The sequence below is a fragment of the Parasphingorhabdus sp. genome (assembly GCF_041748495.1).
GTDB lineage: Bacteria > Pseudomonadota > Alphaproteobacteria > Sphingomonadales > Sphingomonadaceae > Parasphingorhabdus.
In genome coordinates this window covers 1-17,690 of the sequence record NZ_JBGTDD010000151.1, presented here as the reverse complement: position 1 = coordinate 17,690, position 17,690 = coordinate 1, and the positions used below count along the sequence as shown (strand labels likewise).

The window sequence follows — 17,690 nt, the reverse complement described above, 5'->3', positions numbered from 1 at the left end:
GCGTTTCATCCTCTGCTGCGGACAGGCCTGTTGGCCAGCGAGGTCGAACCCTCGGATCCGATGGATATCGCGATCCATTCCGCCGCGTCCGCTTTGTTGCTGGTGCATGACCAGTCAGATGAACAAAATTGGGAACTGGATAAGCATTTCGGGATCCGGCCGGATTTGCTGGCGATGACAAATATCTGGCATGATGGACGATCTCATGACGACAGGCTTCTCGCCGCCAAAGGCGCACCGGAGGCAATAGCGGGGCTATGCCACCTGCCGGATTCCGAACAGCAGGAGATGATGCAAGCGGTCGAAGACATGGCGGCAAAGGGTATCCGGGTTTTGGGCGTTGCAACTGCCCGCGGGAAAAAGGTGGACGATCATGCCGATCTGTCGGATCAGCATTTTTCGCTCGCCGGTTTGATCGGTTTTGCTGATCCGCTGCGGGCCAGTGCACCTGAAGCTGTGAGGCAATGCCACAATGCCGGTATTCGTGTCATCATGATTACGGGCGACCACGCGGCGACGGCCCGGTCGATATCCGCCGATGCCGGGATTGAAAGTGACACTGTCATGATCGGCGAAGAGCTTGCCGATCTGGACGATATCGCACTCCGTCAACGGTTGCGAACGACAAATATTTTTGCCCGCATCATGCCCGAACAAAAGCTCCGCCTGGTGCGGGCGTTGAAGAGCAGTGGGGAAGTGGTTGCGATGACCGGAGACGGTGTGGATGACGCGCCATCCCTGAAGGCAGCGCATGTCGGCATCGCGATGGGCGCGCGCGGGACCGATGTCGCGAGAGAAGCATCTTCACTCGTTCTGCTTGACGATCAATTCAGCGCCATCGTCAGCGCCATCAGGCTCGGGCGCCGCATCTATGACAATATCCGCAAAGCCATGGAGTTTATTTTTGCGGTGCATGTACCAATCGCCGGACTGGCGCTCCTGCCGCTGATGTTCGGATTGCCGATGCTCATCGGCCCCATTCATATCGCATTGCTTGAAATGGTGATTGATCCGGCCTGCGCCCTGGTTTTTGAAGCCGAACAGGAAGATGATGAAATCATGCATCGTCCGCCGCGCCATCCCGCGGCACGATTATTTTCCCTGCCGATGGTCATATGGAGTATATTTCAGGGAGGGCTTTCTATGGGCGCTTTGGCACTGGGAATTTTCATTGCAGCCGAGCAAAACATGCCGGTGGCGGAACTCCGCGCGCTGACATTCGCTGCCTTGATTGCAAGCATTCCGGTTCTGATTCTGGCCAATCGTAGCAGCAAAGCGACGCTTCGGTCATTATTCGACTATCGCAACAAGGCGCTTTTGACGATATTTGGTGCGGTGACAGTCGTATTGATAGTGATTTATCAGTTCGATCCGGTCCGTTCCATTCTGGGTTTTGCGACGCTTTCTATCTTCGAAATTGTCGCTGTCATCGGTTACGGTGTTTTACTGCTCGTCGCGCTGCAAATCCTGAAACCACTGGTGAATCGCTTTGTGCTGGAGTCGGGCTTATCAATCAGCAATTGAACAATCCATCTGCGGCTTTGAAGTGACGGGCCTGATGATCCAGTGGCTGCTATTTGGTGCCTGCGCGCTGCTGATTTTGGCGGCTGGGCCCAAGCTGGCACGAAATGCGGAAATTATCGCTGCCAAAAGGGGATTATCTGATGAATGGATAGGTCTTATCCTGTTGGCTTCCATCACTTCTTTGCCCGAACTCGCGGTCGGCATATCTTCGGTTACTGTTGCCAATGCACCGGAAATCGCGGTTGGAGCGGTCTTTGGTGCCTGTGTTTTCAATCTGGGAATGCTCGTGGTTCTGGATTTTGCGGTACGCGGTGAATCGGTTTACCGTCGGGCGCGACAGGCGCATATTCTGTCTGCCGGCTTCGGCATCATGCTGATCGGATTTGCGGGGCTGATGATCATGGTTGGCGGCCTTGGTATCAGTCCGACGTTCGGCCATATTGGCGCGACTTCCGTCGTGATCGTGCTCCTCTATATTATCGCAACCAGGGCCATCTATAATTACGAAGCCAAAATCCGGGAGAGTGCCGCACAGGAGGCAGCAAGAGCCCCGACGGCGGTTTCACTTTCGGAGGCGCAGATGTGGGTAGCGGGGGCGGCCGCCGCCATCTTGATCGGAGGATTTCTACTGCCGGTTTCTGCAGCCAATATTGCGGATAAAATGGCAATCGGCCAGGGGTTTGTCGGGACCGTGTTTGTCGCCGCCGCAACGACGTTGCCGGAACTGGCAGTATCAATGGCTGCGTTGCGGCAGGGATCGGTGAACATGGCGATTGCCAATCTGCTCGGCAGTAACCTTTTCAACATATTGATTTTGGCCGTTGAGGATAGCTTATATTTCGACGGCCCGCTGCTGGACTCAGTCTCCCCGATACACGGATCGACGGCCCTGGCGGCGGTGGTGATGAGCGGCGTTGTTATCATTGGACTGCTTTACCGTCCGGAAACGAGGCTTTTCCGCGCCGTGGGATGGATTAGTATCGCCTTGTTCACAATCTATATATTGAACGCATATATCATGTACATCAGTTCGATTTAGACCTTGTAACCTGGTACTCGGGTAGCAGAACGGCAGCATCCTTCAGAAGCCCGTAGCGGAGTTTTTCCAGCACATCATTGGCTTCGGCCAGAGGAAAACTCTCCACCGTCGGTACGATGCCCGAACGGTCAACAGCGGCAAGAAACTCGGTACCATCAACCCGAGTCAGATTGGCGACGGACATGATGGCCCTTTCACCCCAGAGGTCAGCATAAGGGAAGGCCGGGATATCACTCATGTGAATGCCGGCGCAGATCACCCGGCCACCTTTGCGAACCGCCCGAAGAGCTGCAGGAACGAGTGCACCGACCGGCGCGAAAATGATGGCGGCATCCAGCTCGGCCGGCGGACATTCATCAGATCCGTCTGCCCAGATGCAGCCAAGCTCTCGAGCAAACCGCTGACCGGACAAATCACCGGGCTTGGTAAATGCATAGATGCTCCGTCCCTGCCAGACCGCTATCTGGGCAAGAATATGGGCGGCGGCACCGAATCCGTAAAAGCCGATCGTCTTTGCCCGGCCCGCCATTCTCAGGGCGCGCCAGCCGATCAGTCCGGCGCACATCAAAGGTGCCGCTTCCACATGGGAAAAGCGTTGCGGAATCGCAAAACAATATTGTGCGCTGGCGAGAACATGACTGGCATATCCACCATCACGCGTGCAGCCGGTAAATTGTGGCTGGTCACAAAGATTTTCATGATCGGCCAGGCAATAGCTGCAATGGCCGCAGCTGGAGCCCAGCCAGGGGACGCCGATCCGGTCGCCGATTGCAAACCCGCTCACAGCATCACCAATTTCCACGACCCGGCCGATAATTTCATGGCCCGGAACGATGGGATAGCTGACATCCGGAATTTCACCGTCCAGAATGTGCAAATCGGTGCGGCAGACCCCGCAGGCAAGAATTTTGACAAGCATTTCGCCGGGACCGGGCACCGGCATGTCGCGTTCAACCAGATGGAGCAACTGGCCGGGGCCATCCAGCTGCATCGCATGGTATTTTCGTCGTATCTCCGGCATCTTGCTGCCCGTTTGAGCCTCCTGTTTTGGCCTAAACATGCTGCGTGGCATCATCCCGTTTGAAAACCCGTAATGGTCCTTATCATCGAACGGTGCGTGTTTCCGGATCTTGGTGCTCCGAAACATTACGTAAAGACTCTTGCCTGTGGTTGATGCCAGACAAGCGAAAGCTGATCACGATCATCAGCGCGGGGATTTCATGAATTCGCGGTTTGCCGGAGCCTAGTTTGAGAGAAGCATATGACCGAGAAAAACTATATACGCTGGCTGGATACCTTAACTCTTGACGACATTCCGCTTGTTGGCGGCAAGAACGCCTCGCTGGGCGAGTTGGCGGGGTCGCCGTCTGCTAACATCAAGGTTCCCGAGGGTTTTGCCGTAACGGCATTGGCTTATCGCGATCTTCTGGAGAGCAATCAGCTCTGGCCCCGGATGGACCAGATTCTGCTGACGACGGACTGGTCTGATATGAGGGCTGCTGCGCGAATGTCTGCGCGACTCCGAGAAATGGTCGCAACTGCAACGCTACCGCCAGGCCTTGATGAGGAAATTCGGCAGGCCTACCGGAAGCTGAGTCACGAACATGGCAGCAAGGTTCCGGTTGCGGTGCGCAGCAGCGCCACCGCGGAGGATCTACCCGGCGCGTCCTTTGCCGGTCAACACGAAACCTTCCTGAATGTTCGCGGCGACCAGAATCTGGTCGATTCCGTCCGCCAGTGCTTTGCCTCGCTGTTCACCCAGCGCGCCATTTCTTATCGGACAAACAAGGGATTTGATCACAAAGACGTGGCTTTGTCGGTCGGCATTCAGCGGATGATCCGAGCGGACAAGGCATCATCCGGAGTGATCTTCACGCTGGATACGGAAAGCGGGAACCGGGACGTTGTGATGATAACCGGTCTTTGGGGACTGGGTGAGGCGATTGTGCAGGGTATCGCCGATCCGGACGAGTTTCTTGTCCACAAGCCGACTCTGAAACTCGGTCACGAATATATATTGAGACGCCGGATCGGTGGCAAGAAGACCAAGCTCATCTATGCTGCTTCCAAGTCTGCCGAGCCAACTGTCTGGCGCAACGTGCCTCGTTCGGATCAGGTCAGGCCTTGCTTGACAGACCCCGAAATCATCGAGCTTGCAAAGCAATCCGTAGCTATTGAAACACATTATAGCGAGAGGCACCGGCACCCGACGCCAATGGATATCGAATGGGCAAAGGATGGCCCCGATGGCACATTATATATTTTGCAGGCCCGTCCGGAAACTATTCACGCTTCAGCCGATAGCGGCTTTTTAACGCAATATCATATGGGTGGCGAAGGCAAAGTGATTGTCGAAGGCCAGGCTGTCGGCGATCGTATTGGCAGTGGTCCGGTACGGTTGGTGAAGGACAGTAGCGAACTGGAAGCTGTCAGGCCGGGAGACATACTGGTGGCAACCGCCACCACGCCCGACTGGGAACCGGCGATGAAAAGATCGGCCGCAATCGTCACCGAACATGGTGGCCGGACCTGTCATGCCGCTATTGTCGCCCGCGAACTGGGCATTCCCGTGATCGTTGGGGCGGAGAATGCACGGCAGCTTTTGACAGAAACCCAGGAAGTCACCGTTGACTGTTCGCAGGGTATGACCGGCCGGGTACTAGACGGGATCATCCCCTATTCCGTGGACACTGTCGATATTGGCAAGCTGGAGAAACCCGAGACCGATCTCATGGTCAATATTGCCGATCCGGGTGCGGCGTTTCGGGTGGCGGCTTTGCCGGTGGCGGGAGTCGGACTGGCACGGACCGAATTCATCATCGCCAATGAAATAAAGGCGCATCCAATGGCGTTGCTGGCCCCAGACCGGATCAGCAGCGGACGGATTCGCAAGCAGATCGAAACGCTGACATCCGGTTTCGCAAGCGGGTCGGATTATTTTGTCGCACGGCTTGCCGAGGGTGTCGCGACCATTGCTGCCGCCTTCTATCCTCGTCCCGTCATCGTGCGGACTTCCGATTTCAAGTCGAACGAATATGCCTCCTTGCTTGGCGGACGTGATTTTGAGCAGGTTGAAAACAACCCGATGATCGGATTTCGCGGTGCCTCCCGCTATATCCATCCCGCCTACCAGGCCGCCTTTGAACTCGAATGCCGGGCGTTGCAGCGGGTTCGCGATGACATGGGATTGTCGAACGTGATTGTGATGATACCATTCTGTCGGACGATCGATGAAGCGAAGCGGGTATTGGCTGTCATGGCGGAAAACGGTCTTGAGCGGGGCTTGAACGGCCTTGAAATTTACATCATGTGCGAAATTCCGAGTAATGTGCTATTGATTAATGAATTCGCCACGCTGTTTGACGGGTTTTCCATCGGATCCAATGATCTGACCCAGCTGGTACTCGGTGTGGACCGGGATTCTGAAATACTTGCCGCTGATTTTGATGAAGAGGATCCGGCGGTTCTGGCCATGATCGAGCAGGCGATTTCGGGTGCGCATCGCCATGATTTGAAATGTGGTATTTGCGGACAGGCACCATCTGATCGTCCGGGGTTTGCCGACTGGTTGGTGGCAAGGCGGATCGACAGCATCAGTCTCAGCCCGGACAGCGTGCTAAACGTGATGCAGCGACTGGCGGGAGAAGATAAGCGCGGTGTGTCGACAAAATTGCCAACCACGGACAAACCTGTCCTGATGACAGGTGCCTGAATGAACAATATGGCGGAGAAACCAGAAGCAGGGAAATTTTTCCCCGAGCAAATGATGCTCTTCAAAGAGTTGGTCGAAGTTTCAACCAGCCTCTTTCTGTGGCCAGAAGATGTGCACGACAGGACTGTTCGCAATGTCCCGGCCGGACGGGTAGTCGTCAGGCAGGGCGGCAAGCAGGAAGGTGCTTTCGAGATTGTCAGCGGGACGTTGAAACTGTCCCAGGTTACCGAAGATGGGCGGCAAATCATTCTGGGCTTTCCATCAGCGGGGGAGGTTATCGGCCTGACTGGTGGAAAGGAATATCGCTATGCCGCGGAAACCTTGACAATTGCACGATTGCGTCCCGTTCTCTGGAAGGCATTTTACGAGCGTTTGTTGCGAAATCATTCGACTCGCGAAAAGTTTCTGGATTGGATTGATGCCCAGGAACAGAGGGCGCAGGACCATATAGCAATTCTCTCACTGCAAAGCGCCGTTTCAAAACTGGCAACTTTTTTGCTGTCACGGATTTCGCAGCAAAGGAAGGGAACCGGACATGATGGCATGATCATTGATTTGCCGATGACCCAGAGGGACATTGCCACCTATCTTGCAATCGCGCCGGAGACCTGCAGTCGGGCAATGAAAAAATTGCGGGACGGCGCAACCATTGAGGACGCAGGTCGTAGTGATAAAGGTCAGTTGCTGAAAATTCTCAATCGGGAACGACTGTCTGAATCTGGAATGGATCATGCGTAAGAGATTTACTCAACCAGCCCATTATCCGAGAAAAATTCGCTTGAAATTGACCATGATCAATGTGCGGAAAGGACAGAATTGCTAGAATTGATACAGGGGAACCACGTTTGATTTACAAGGATCCAGCCCATGCAACCGAAGCCATCGACGATTGACGCGGCCTTAGCCGAAAACGCCCCAATAGTGCAATCCGCCAAGCCGGGAAAGATATTTGCCGAAGCCCTCCCTGACAGGGCAAGGGCTGGCTCGGCGACTTTCCGGAGTGTGGTTGCGTGCCTGGACAATTCCCGCAATGCATCATTTGTATTCCGTCATGCCAAGGCTGTCGCCCGCGGTCTGGATGTCCCGGTAAAACTGGCACATGTCTGGCAATGCGGGGCCACCGAAGCCAATCCCGGCGATCCGATTGAATGGCAGATCAGAATGCGCGAAGCGCTGGATTATCTGTCGCGCATTCTCCAGCCGGAAGACAGCTTATGTATTGAAAAGGACCGGCTCTTGCTCAATGGCGTTGCCGGTGAGGAAATTTCCCGCTGGACCGGCGAAAATGCTGAGAATCTGATCGCCATGACAATGCGGTGCGAACTGGAAAATACGGGATCGAGAAATTCAGTCGATGAACATGGACTGGGCAGAACAGCCCAGATGGTACTGGACCGCACGGTCGCATCGCTGCTGTTGATTCCGCCGGAAGGGAGCGATGACGAGGAAATTGTCTATAGGCGGATTGTCGTTCCCCTGGACGGATCATGGCGAGCGGAAAGCGTGCTGCCATTCGCGGTGCGCATTGCCCGCAAATATGGAGCGGAACTGCTGTTGGCACATGTGATAACAAAGCCGGAAATCATGACGACCGGACTGGATGATGCGGAGGCCAATGATTTTGTGATGAAGCTCAATCAATGCAACGAACAAAATGCGCGCAGCTATCTTGATCGTATGCAATCCCGACTGGCCAGCGGCGGCATCGCCGTGCGATCCATCGTCGAGAAGGAGGGTGACGTTCGTGAGCGCTTGCTCCAACTCGCCGAACGGCAAGGGGCGGATCTGATCGTCATGTCGGCAAGAGGCAAGGGCGCCATTCACAACATGTCCTGCGGCGATGTTGCCAGGCATGTTGCCGGCTATAGCCGATGCCCGCTGCTGCTGATCCGCCAGCAGATGTCGAAACCGGTCGATCACAGCATTATGCAGGATCAGCGGAATGGACCGCTCCTGTTCCGGGAGTCGGCACATTAGGCTGTGAGCCAGATTTCTGGGCGTAGCACGGCATCTGAAACTGACGCCAAAAGTCAGAAAATTGTTGATCCGGATGGTGCTGCTCGGGGACAGCGTGACACGGATGAGGTCGGTGTCCTGGAAAGGGCTGCTGCTGATCTGCACAATCATCACAAGCTGTCAGATGTCGCTCCAGACCCCGTTCCTGCTTGGCGGCATATTGACGAAGCCGCCGAATGGTTGACGCGCGCGAGAAAATGCTGTGCCAACGCTCCGACCGATGCTGGGAAGGCCGCCGAATGGTTGCTGGACAATGACTATCAGGTGTACCGGGCCATTCGGCAGATCAGGGAGGACTTGCCGTCCAATTTTTATGCAAAGCTGCCGTCGCTGGAGGATGAGCCAAAATCACGATTCCCGCGTGTATTTGCGATTGCCCATACATTACTGAAGGTTACGCATTTACAGATAACCCTGCCTGCGGCGATCCAGTTCATCTGTGCCTATCAGCGAAGCAGTCCCCTCACCATTGCAGAACTTTGGGCTTTTCCGACCATGTTGCGGATTGCCTGTCTGGAAATTCTGGTTTCGTCGCTCGGTACGATTCTGCACGATCAAATCAAGCAACCATTCGCCCTCACATCTGACGCCAAGGTTACCCGTTCGCTTGATGATACCGAGCGTGTTGCCCGGTCAATAGCCAATCTTTCGCTAATCGCTACCATTTCGTGGGAGGATTTTTTCGACCAGACCAGCCTGGTTGAAAGTATCCTGGCAAAGGATCCCTCGCAATATTATGCGCAGATGGATTTCGAGACGCGGGACCGATATCGCCGGGCCATCGAAATTCTCTCGACCTATTCCGGTACGAGCGAAGCGGATCTTGCGGCAAGTGTCGTGAAGCGGGCCAATGCTGCGTCTGGTAACCACGGCGATGACCATGTCGGTTACTGGCTGATCGGACCGGGCAGACCGATTTTTGAACGGGAAGCGGGGCTAACGCCCCCTCTCGGACTTCGTCTCAGGCGACTGGCATTCGACTATGCCGGACCTTTTTATACGCTCGCGCAATTATCCTTCTGGATTGGCGCATTCCTCATACCTGCCATCTACTTGTGGTATATTGAGGCAAGTCCGGTTCACTGGGCTGGCGCACTGCTTATCATGCTGCTGCCAGCGTCGACCCTCTCGATCTCGCTCGTCCAGCGCCTGGCGACGTTTATTGTTCCGCCCAAAACACTGGCAAAAATGGATTTTTCCGAAGCCCTTCCATCCAGTTGCAAAACGGTAGTTGTCATACCTGCCCTGATTGGCAAGGCGGATGAAATATCGGATCTCGTCCAGCAGAGCGAAGCCCATTGGCTGTCCAACGGCGACCGATATCTTCAGGTTGCCCTGCTTGCTGACCTTGCGGACGCGCCTGCTGAACATATGCCGACGGATGATGAGATTACCTCCCAGCTGGTCGAGCAATTCCGGTCGCTCAACGAGCGGCACGGAAGTAAGGGAGTTGGTCCCTTCCATCTGTTGCTCCGTTCGCGGCGCTATAACAGGGCGGAAGATTGCTGGATGGCTTGGGAAAGAAAAAGAGGGAAGCTGGAGCAATTTAACCGCTTGATCGTCGAAGATGATGACCATGCTTTCTCGATTCATGAAGGAAGTCGACAGGCACTTTCAGAGATAAGATTTGTCATCACCGTTGATGCCGACACCATGCTACCAACCGGATCTGTCAGGAAGCTTGCTGGTACGCTGGCACATCCCCTGAATGTTGCTCGATTTGATCCCGTCACTGGGAACATCGTCTCCGGCTATTCGATTCTTCAACCGCGGGTTGAAATGGAACCGCAAGGCGTCAGCCGGACATTTTTCACGCGCTTTTTTGCCGGCGACACAGCGATAGACATATACAGCCGCGCCGTTTCCAATGTGTATCAAGACCTGTTTGGCATCGGTATTTTTGTCGGCAAAAGCATTTATGATGTTGCTGCATTCCATCGTTGTATCGACGGAAGGGTAGCCGAGAATACGATTTTGAGTCATGACTTGCTGGAAGGAGCGCTGGGCCGTGTGGCGCTTGCTTCCGATATCGTACTCTATGAGGGTTTCCCTGGCGCTTATCTTGAATATGTCAAACGCTGGCACCGGTGGGTTCGCGGTGATTGGCAGTTATTGCCCTGGCTTCGTCGCCGCGTAAGAGAAGCTGATGGGCAAAGGCGAGGCAATGGCCTCTCGGCTCTCTCCAGGTGGATGATCGTCGACAATCTGCGTCGCAGCCTTGTTGCACCCTCGCTGCTGTTCATGCTTGTCATCGGCTGGATTTTTCTGCCAGGCAACCCGTGGTTCTGGACTCTACTGGCGATCTTTGCACACGGGGGCCAGATATTCACCGACCTCGTCACGGGGCTTGCGCAGGGGCGGAGGCGTGGTGCCGTACGCGGTCTTCTCGCCCAGATGGTCGATCAGGCCGGTCGCTGGTTTCTGGCAATTGTTCATCTTCCGTTTGAAGCTTCGATTACGGTACATGCAATTGCAGTGACGATCTGGCGTATTCTGATCTCAAAACAGAAAAGGTTAGAGTGGACCACCGCAGCCCAGGTATCGGTGAAACAGAGAAATGGTCATTCCCGAAATACCATCTGGATGCAAATGTGGACCGGGCCAGTGACGGCAGTTGCGATCAGCATTGCGATACAGATTTTCCATCCCGCGTCTTTGCCAGCAGCAGCACCGCTCCTGTTCCTGTGGTTCATTGCGCCTGAAATCACATTGTTGCTCAACAAGCCGAGCCACAAGCCGGTCAAGCCACTGGATGAAGAAGACCGATTGTTCTTGCGAGGTCTCGCCCGGCGGACGTGGCTCTATTTCGAAACCTTTGCCGGTCCGCAAGACAATTGGCTGCCACCGGATAATTACCAGGGCGAGCCCTATCCTGAAACAGCCCACCGGACATCGCCGACCAATATCGGAATGATGATGCTCTCGACCGCGAGCGCTTGGGATTTCGGCTATTTGGGTGCTGAAGAACTGGCTGCCCGTACGGCAAATACCTATGCAACGCTGGACCGGCTGGAAAGGCATCGGGGCCATTTTCTCAACTGGTATGATACTCTCACCTTGCAGTCACTTGAACCGCGCTATGTTTCGGTCGTTGACAGCGGCAACATGGCTGGTTGCCTGATTGCCTACACGTCCTTGCTCGTAGAAGTCGCAAAAGCTCCGGCGGTCCAACCGCAACAATGGGGAGGAGTGGAAGATATCCTGCGCCTACTTGCCGCAGCGCTAGGCCGGATTCCCGGAAATTCCGATGGGCTGAAATCCGCGGTTGAGTTGTTGCAAAGCAATTTTGATGGTCTGGCCGCTAAACCGTTGCAATGGCACGGCACGCTGAGACTGGTTCTGGACAACCGGATATCCATTTTTCAGGAATTAATAGTCGAGGCAGCAGCGGAGACGGACGCTATTTCTACTGCAGATCTGCGCGAAGTTCATACATGGCTTGATCGACTTCGGCACCAGCTCGTGACCATGATCCACGATATTGAAACACTCGCTCCCTGGCTGGCGCTGGATGAACCTTCGCCGGAGCTTCGGGAATTGCATGGCGAAGTTGCGGAACGATTGATGCGCTCGACGGACGCCGCGCTTTTTGATCACCTATTGCGCGCCATTGAAAATGCCCGGACCGAGCACCCGGCAGATATTCAGTGGTTCCAGTCTCTCGCAAATGCCGTTGCCGCCGGCAGGAAGAATCAAACGGCGCTGACCAAGACGATCAAAAAGCTTGCTGCAAAAACCGCAAAATATGCTGCAGGGATGGAGTTTTCTCCTTATTATGATCGCGAGCGCCGCCTGTTTCATATCGGTTATAACGTCAGCGCAGACCGCTTGGACCCTCACTATTATGACCTGCTCGCCAGCGAAGCCCGGCTGGCCAGCTATCTCGCCATTGCCTATAAGGAGGTACCGCTGGAGCACTGGTTCCATCTTGGCCGCCCGGTCATGCGCTGTGACAACGACCTCGGGCTGGTCTCCTGGAACGGCTCCATGTTCGAATATCTGATGCCGCGCCTGCTGATGCTGAGCGGTCCGCAAACGCTGCTGAGCGAGAGCGAGAAAGTTGCGGTAAAGATGCAGCAAAAGCACGGCCGACGAGAAGGAGTTCCGTGGGGTGTTTCGGAATCCGCCTATGCGGCAAGAGACCCTGAACATCGCTATCAATATCAGGCTTTTGGTGTCCCCGGTCTTGGACTGCGTCGCGGACTGGCCAAAGACCTCGTTATCGCACCTTATGCATCGGCGCTTGCCCTGCAGGTCTTGCCATCGGAGTCGGCGGCTAATCTGAAATCGCTTGTCAAGCTCGGCTATTCGGGCCTGTATGGTATGCTCGAAGCCGTTGACTACACGCCGGAGCGACAGGAAGCCAGCACCAGTGCCATGGCTGTGAACGCCTATATGGCACATCATCAGGGCATGATCCTGTGCGCCATCGGCAACAGCCTTTGCAATGACATACTGGTCCGTCGGTTTGCGCGAGATGCGCGGGTCAACGCCGTGTCATTGCTGCTCAACGAGAGAGTCCCGCAGGAACTGCCGTCCGAGGTAGCGCGACTGGAAAGCGTTGATTTGGCCAGCCGCCGGCCAAACACGGCGCCGGTCTCGCAAAAATGGCAGCCGCCGCTTTATTCCCGCAGTCCGCAAGTGCAGCTGCTCGGCAACGGTAGTCTGTCATCTTCGATCTCGGCCGGAGGCGGAGGCGGCCTGCAATGGCGGCACAAGGCCCTGACTCGTTTCGTCCCAGACCCGGTGCGGGATGCCAGCGGATTGTGGATATATCTGCATGATGAAGAGGACGGCCATCTCTGGTCTACCACCCGCCAGCCAACCGGACAGGTACCGGATCAATATGACGTAACATTTCACAGCCATATGGCGGAATTTCATCGCCGCGATCATGATATCAGCGTGCGGATGGAAGCCGTCGTTGCCGCGGGGGATGATATCGAGATACGCAGACTGAACATCGGCAATCTGGGGAGCCGTCCGCGCAGTCTGAGGATCACCAGTTATGGCGAAGTCGTTCTGGCACCACCGCTGGAGGATGAGCGGCACCCTGCCTTCAGCAAGCTATTTGTTGGCAGCGAATTTATTCCGGCAATCGGCGGGCAATTATTTACCCGGCGGCCACGAAACCTGAGTGATACTCCGCCGGTATTGCTGCACTTCCTCGTCAACAACGACCGATCATCCGCGCTGGTCGGGCATGAGTCGGACCGTCGACGATTCATCGGGCGCAACGGAACAATGCGACGACCGGTGGGCGCTCACCAAGGCCTGTCGCAAACAACAGGCTGGACGCTGGATCCGATAATGGCGCTGCAAACCATATTGGAGCTCGAACCATTTGAACATAAGGAGCTCTGCTTTGTCACGGTCGCAGCGATATCAAGGGAAGCGGCGTTTGAAATTGCCGAGCGTCATACAAGCTTGCCCTCAATTGACTGGGCCATCAACGATACGTCCTCGGCGGCGGCGCACGCAAGCGATAAACTGGGACTGAAACAGGGCCAGCATCAGGACTTTCAGGCGTTAGCCTCGTTGATATTGTATCCGCACGGGAATTTGCGTACCAACCCGCCTGCAATCGAGGTCAACCGTCTGGGTCAACCCAGCCTTTGGGGTATGGCGCTTTCGGGTGACTATCCCATTCTCATGCTGCGGACGCGCGAATTACCGGATTCATTATTGCCGGATTTGATCCGCGCTCACCAACTGTGGCGCAGCCAGGGACTGGAAGTTGATCTGGTGATTCTGCAGTCGGTGGCATCGGGTTATATCGAGCCCGTTCGTGATGATCTGATGGACCTGTTGCAGGAAGTGAACGCCCAATGGATGCTTAGCCGAAACGGTGGTATCCATCTGCTGTTTGCCGACCAGATCGGGCCGGATCAGGTGCGGCTGGTCGAAGCCGTTTCGCGAATTGTCATCGAGGATGGACAAGGCAGACTTGGCGAACAGCTTGAAAGGGCGTTCAGTCTGCCGCCGGAACTGCCGCATTTTGAACCTGCTAGTATAGCGATTGAAGAAGCGGACATCCCCCCAATGGTCCGTCCCGACAACTTGCTGTTTGACAATGGCCTTGGCGGTTTTGAACCGGATGGCCGGGAATATGTGATCTATCTGCAACCGCATCAGACAACCCCCGCACCCTGGGTCAACATATTGGCAAATGATGGTTTTGGTTCGGTGGTGACGGAAGCAGGCGGCGGATTTACCTGGGCCCGTAACAGCGGTGAGAACCGGATAACGGCTTGGACCAATGACGCAGTGATGGACGAACCGAGTGAGGCGCTCTATCTGCGCGATGAAGAGACGGCGGAGATCTGGACGCCAACGCCAGGCCCTGCCGGGCGGGAAGCTGCGTGTGAAATCAGGCATGGCGCCGGTTATACTGACTGGCGGAAAATATCGCACGGGATCGAGCAGGATCTGCGGATTTTCGTGCCGGTTGACGATCCCGTAAAAGTCATCCAGCTCCGGCTGACCAATCACACTTCACGGCATCGCCGGGTCACAGCAACTTATTATGTCGACTGGCTGCTCGGTTCTTTGCGCAGCATATCGCGGCCGACAGTATATTGTTCCTATGAGCCTGAACAGCATGCCATTTTCGCCCGGAACCACTGGAACCCGGACTTTGCCGAACGGACCGCCTTTCTCGCCGCCGATCAACCGCTGCACGCCTTTACAACCAGCCGCCAGGAATTTCTGGGTCGGGAAGGCAGTCTTGAAAGCCCGGCCGGTCTCCGTCGCTGGGGTCTTGAAGGACTGGCGGAGGCGGGCAGCGATCCCTGCGGTGCCTTTCAGGTACATCTTGATCTCGAACCAGGGGGAACAGCGCAAGTTTGCTTTTTTCTCGGGCAGGGAGAGGACGATATCGACGCAAAGGCCTTGGTCGCCAAGTGGAAAGCTTCGGATGTCATAGACCCGGCATTGGAGAAGCTTACCCAATATTGGGATGAATTGCTCGGGACGGTTGAGGTGCATACGCCCGATCCGGCATTTGACATTATGACCAATCGCTGGCTGCTGTATCAATCCATGGCGTCGCGGATCATGGCGCGGGCAGGATTTTATCAGGCAAGCGGAGCGATCGGATATCGCGACCAGTTACAGGATATGATGGCCTTTCTCCATAATGATCCGGGTCGCGTGCGCGATCATATTCTCGACTGTGCCGCCCACCAGTTTGAGGAAGGCGATGTACTGCACTGGTGGCACCCGCCTTCCGACAAGGGCGTACGGACGCGGTGCTCCGACGATCTGCTTTGGCTTCCTTATGTGGTTTGCCACTATGTCGAGGTGACCGGCGATGAATCGATCTTGCAGGAAGATGTTCCGTTTCTTCATGCACCGCCGCTCCAGCCCGACGAACATGACCGCTATGCCGGTTTCGAAACCAATGTGATCGACCACAGCTTGTTCGAACATTGCCAAAGAGCGCTTGAAAAAGGCCTGACTCGCGGTCGTCACAATCTGCCGCTGATCGGCGCGGGGGACTGGAACGATGGCATGGACCGGATCGGCCACAAGGGGCAGGGCGAGAGTGTCTGGCTGGCCTGGTTTGCGATCGTCACTGCCAGCGCTTTTTCGAGACTTGCCTATCGCACCGGTCATGCCCGGCGCGCCGATATCTGGGCACAGCGGGCCCAAGATCTGCTTGGCCATAGCGAAGAGGCCGGCTGGGATGGCGACTGGTACCGCCGCGCGTTTGATGATGAGGGCCATCCGTGGGGTTCGTCGGACAATTTGGAATGCCGGATCGATTCCATCTCTCAGTCATGGGCTCTGTTTGCCGGGGCAGATACGGTGCGGACAAAAACCGCATTGGAGGCAGCCTGGCGGGAACTGGTAAATGATCAAGACCAGATCGCACGCTTGCTATGGCCACCGTTCGAAAAAACGCCACGTGATCCCGGCTATATCAGGGCCTATCCACCCGGAATCAGAGAAAATGGCGGCCAATATTCCCACGCCGCGACATGGCTAGGCATCGCCTTTGCCCGGTCAGGTCAGCCGGATCGTGCAATGCAGATTTTCGATATGCTCAATCCGGTCAAGCGGGTTGGGAATCCCGAACAAGCCGAGAAATACCGGGTGGAACCTTATGTCGTTGCGGCTGATATTGCCGGAGGAGCAACCCACGGCGGCCGCGGCGGCTGGACCTGGTACACAGGTGCCGCAGCCTGGACCTGGAGACTGGGAGTCGAGGAAATACTGGGTTTGAAATTGCGCAAGGGGAAACTCATCATCAGCCCTTCCATGCCGAGCGAGTGGAACGGATATTCTGCGGTCTATCATCAGCCAACAGGTGCGCTGGACATAACAGTCGAGCGCCGAAAAGCTGGTTCAAATATTCCGGTCGAAATTCTTGTCGAGGGCGTGGAACAAACCTCTCTTGAGGTGGAGTTTCCGAAAGATGGCAGTCAGAAGAAAGTTCTCGTCCGGATTGCCTGAAGCCCGGGTGACTACCTGACGTTGGAGCGGCAATCCAGAGCCTCCGCGCCACCCTGGATTGTTTGGGTCGGTTAGGGACAGCCGGAACCCTTAGGGTCAGGACCTATTAAATGGCTTGCATGATGCGTTGAGATTTGATTCAATGGCGGCATCAGGAGGTGCCGCTTGTGGATGATCTGTTTTTGCTGAGTGAGGCGCAGATGCGCCGGATTGAGCCATATTTCCCGCTATCGCACGGTATTCCGCGGGTTGATGACCGGCTGATTGTGTCGGGCATCATCTATGTTATCAAGAACGGCCTGCGGTGGCGCGATGCACCCCGGACCTACGGGCCGCATAAAACCATCTACAACCGCTTCATTCGGTGGAGCCGCATGGGCGTCTTCAACCGCATATTTGCCGAACTGGCGGGACAGGCCGGAGAACCCGACCGGATAATGATCGATGCCACGCACCTCAAGGCGCACCGGACGGCAGCAAGCCTCTTAAAAGGGGGGCTCTTCCCCGATGTATCGGGCGCACCAAAGGTGGCTTGAACTCGAAGCTGCATGCAGTCTGCGACGGGGAAGGCCGCCCCATCGTGATGATGCTGACCGAGGGCCAGATGAGCGACCACAAGGGCGCTGTCCTGCTGTTTGACGCATTGCCCAACGCCAAGGAACTGCTGGGCGACAAGGGCTATGACAGCGACTGGTTTCGCGCCGCGCTGACAGCGCGCGGCATCACCCCTTGCATCCCGCCAAAATCCAACCGCAAGGTGCAATATCACTATGACAAGGCGGTCTACAAAAAGCGCCACCGGGTCGAAAACCTGTTCGCCAAAATCAAGGACTGGCGACGCATCCACACCCGCTATGATCGCTGCGCACACACTTTCCTGTCAGCCATCTGTATTGCTGCGACCGTCATCTTCTGGTTGTGATCAATGAGTCCTGACCCTAG

General features: G+C 55.7%; 8 protein-coding genes. 7 read left to right on the top strand and 1 reads right to left on the bottom strand.

The window, feature by feature from the left end:
* On the top strand, positions 1-1,524 hold a 1,524-nt coding region (locus ACEW8J_RS13465; RefSeq protein ID WP_373492162.1), incomplete at its 5' end, for a cation-translocating P-type ATPase.
* Between the two features lie 22 nt (positions 1,525-1,546).
* The gene (locus tag ACEW8J_RS13460; protein ID WP_373492161.1) at positions 1,547-2,563 is read left to right on the top strand and encodes a sodium:calcium antiporter; all 1,017 of its coding nucleotides are present in this window, start codon (positions 1,547-1,549) and stop codon (positions 2,561-2,563) included.
* On the opposite strand, the gene ACEW8J_RS13455 is transcribed toward ACEW8J_RS13460, so the two are convergent.
* Entirely contained in the window at positions 2,550-3,584 is a 1,035-nt protein-coding gene (locus tag ACEW8J_RS13455) for a zinc-dependent alcohol dehydrogenase family protein (RefSeq protein ID WP_373492160.1), read from the bottom strand. The genes ACEW8J_RS13460 and ACEW8J_RS13455 overlap by 14 nt on opposite strands.
* Before the next feature lie 240 nt (positions 3,585-3,824).
* Between ACEW8J_RS13455 and ppsA the strand changes: the two genes are divergently transcribed.
* The 5 genes from ppsA to ACEW8J_RS13430 all read left to right on the top strand — a co-directional run bounded on the left by ppsA (position 3,825) and on the right by ACEW8J_RS13430 (position 17,670).
* The gene (gene ppsA, locus ACEW8J_RS13450) at positions 3,825-6,275 is read left to right on the top strand and encodes a phosphoenolpyruvate synthase (RefSeq protein WP_373492159.1); all 2,451 of its coding nucleotides are present in this window, start codon (positions 3,825-3,827) and stop codon (positions 6,273-6,275) included.
* Positions 6,276-7,013, top strand: coding sequence for a Crp/Fnr family transcriptional regulator (locus tag ACEW8J_RS13445; protein ID WP_373492158.1), 738 nt, complete (start codon positions 6,276-6,278; stop codon positions 7,011-7,013).
* 129 nt (positions 7,014-7,142) lie between these two features.
* Positions 7,143-8,252 carry a universal stress protein gene (locus ACEW8J_RS13440; protein ID WP_373492157.1) on the top strand — a complete coding sequence of 370 codons (1,110 nt, stop codon included), beginning with the start codon at positions 7,143-7,145 and terminating at the stop codon, positions 8,250-8,252.
* A 3-nt stretch (positions 8,253-8,255) separates the two neighbouring features.
* A complete protein-coding gene (locus ACEW8J_RS13435) occupies positions 8,256-16,748 on the top strand; it encodes a GH36-type glycosyl hydrolase domain-containing protein (protein WP_373492156.1) in 8,493 nt (2,830 codons plus the stop codon).
* 167 nt (positions 16,749-16,915) lie between these two features.
* Positions 16,916-17,670 (top strand): IS5 family transposase gene (locus tag ACEW8J_RS13430; RefSeq protein WP_373492155.1). Its coding sequence is split into 2 segments (ribosomal slippage): positions 16,916-17,234 and positions 17,234-17,670, totalling 756 coding nucleotides; the frame shifts between segments, so codons are not numbered across the junction.
* The last annotated feature ends 20 nt before the right edge of the window (positions 17,671-17,690 follow it).

Coding starts and splice junctions, on each gene's coding strand:
- ACEW8J_RS13455 (WP_373492160.1), bottom strand. CDS start 3,584: ATGCCGGAGATACGACGAAAATACCATGCGATGCAGCTGGATGGCCCC.
- ppsA (WP_373492159.1), top strand. CDS start 3,825: ATGACCGAGAAAAACTATATACGCTGGCTGGATACCTTAACTCTTGAC.
- ACEW8J_RS13440 (WP_373492157.1), top strand. CDS start 7,143: ATGCAACCGAAGCCATCGACGATTGACGCGGCCTTAGCCGAAAACGCC.
- ACEW8J_RS13445 (WP_373492158.1), top strand. CDS start 6,276: ATGAACAATATGGCGGAGAAACCAGAAGCAGGGAAATTTTTCCCCGAG.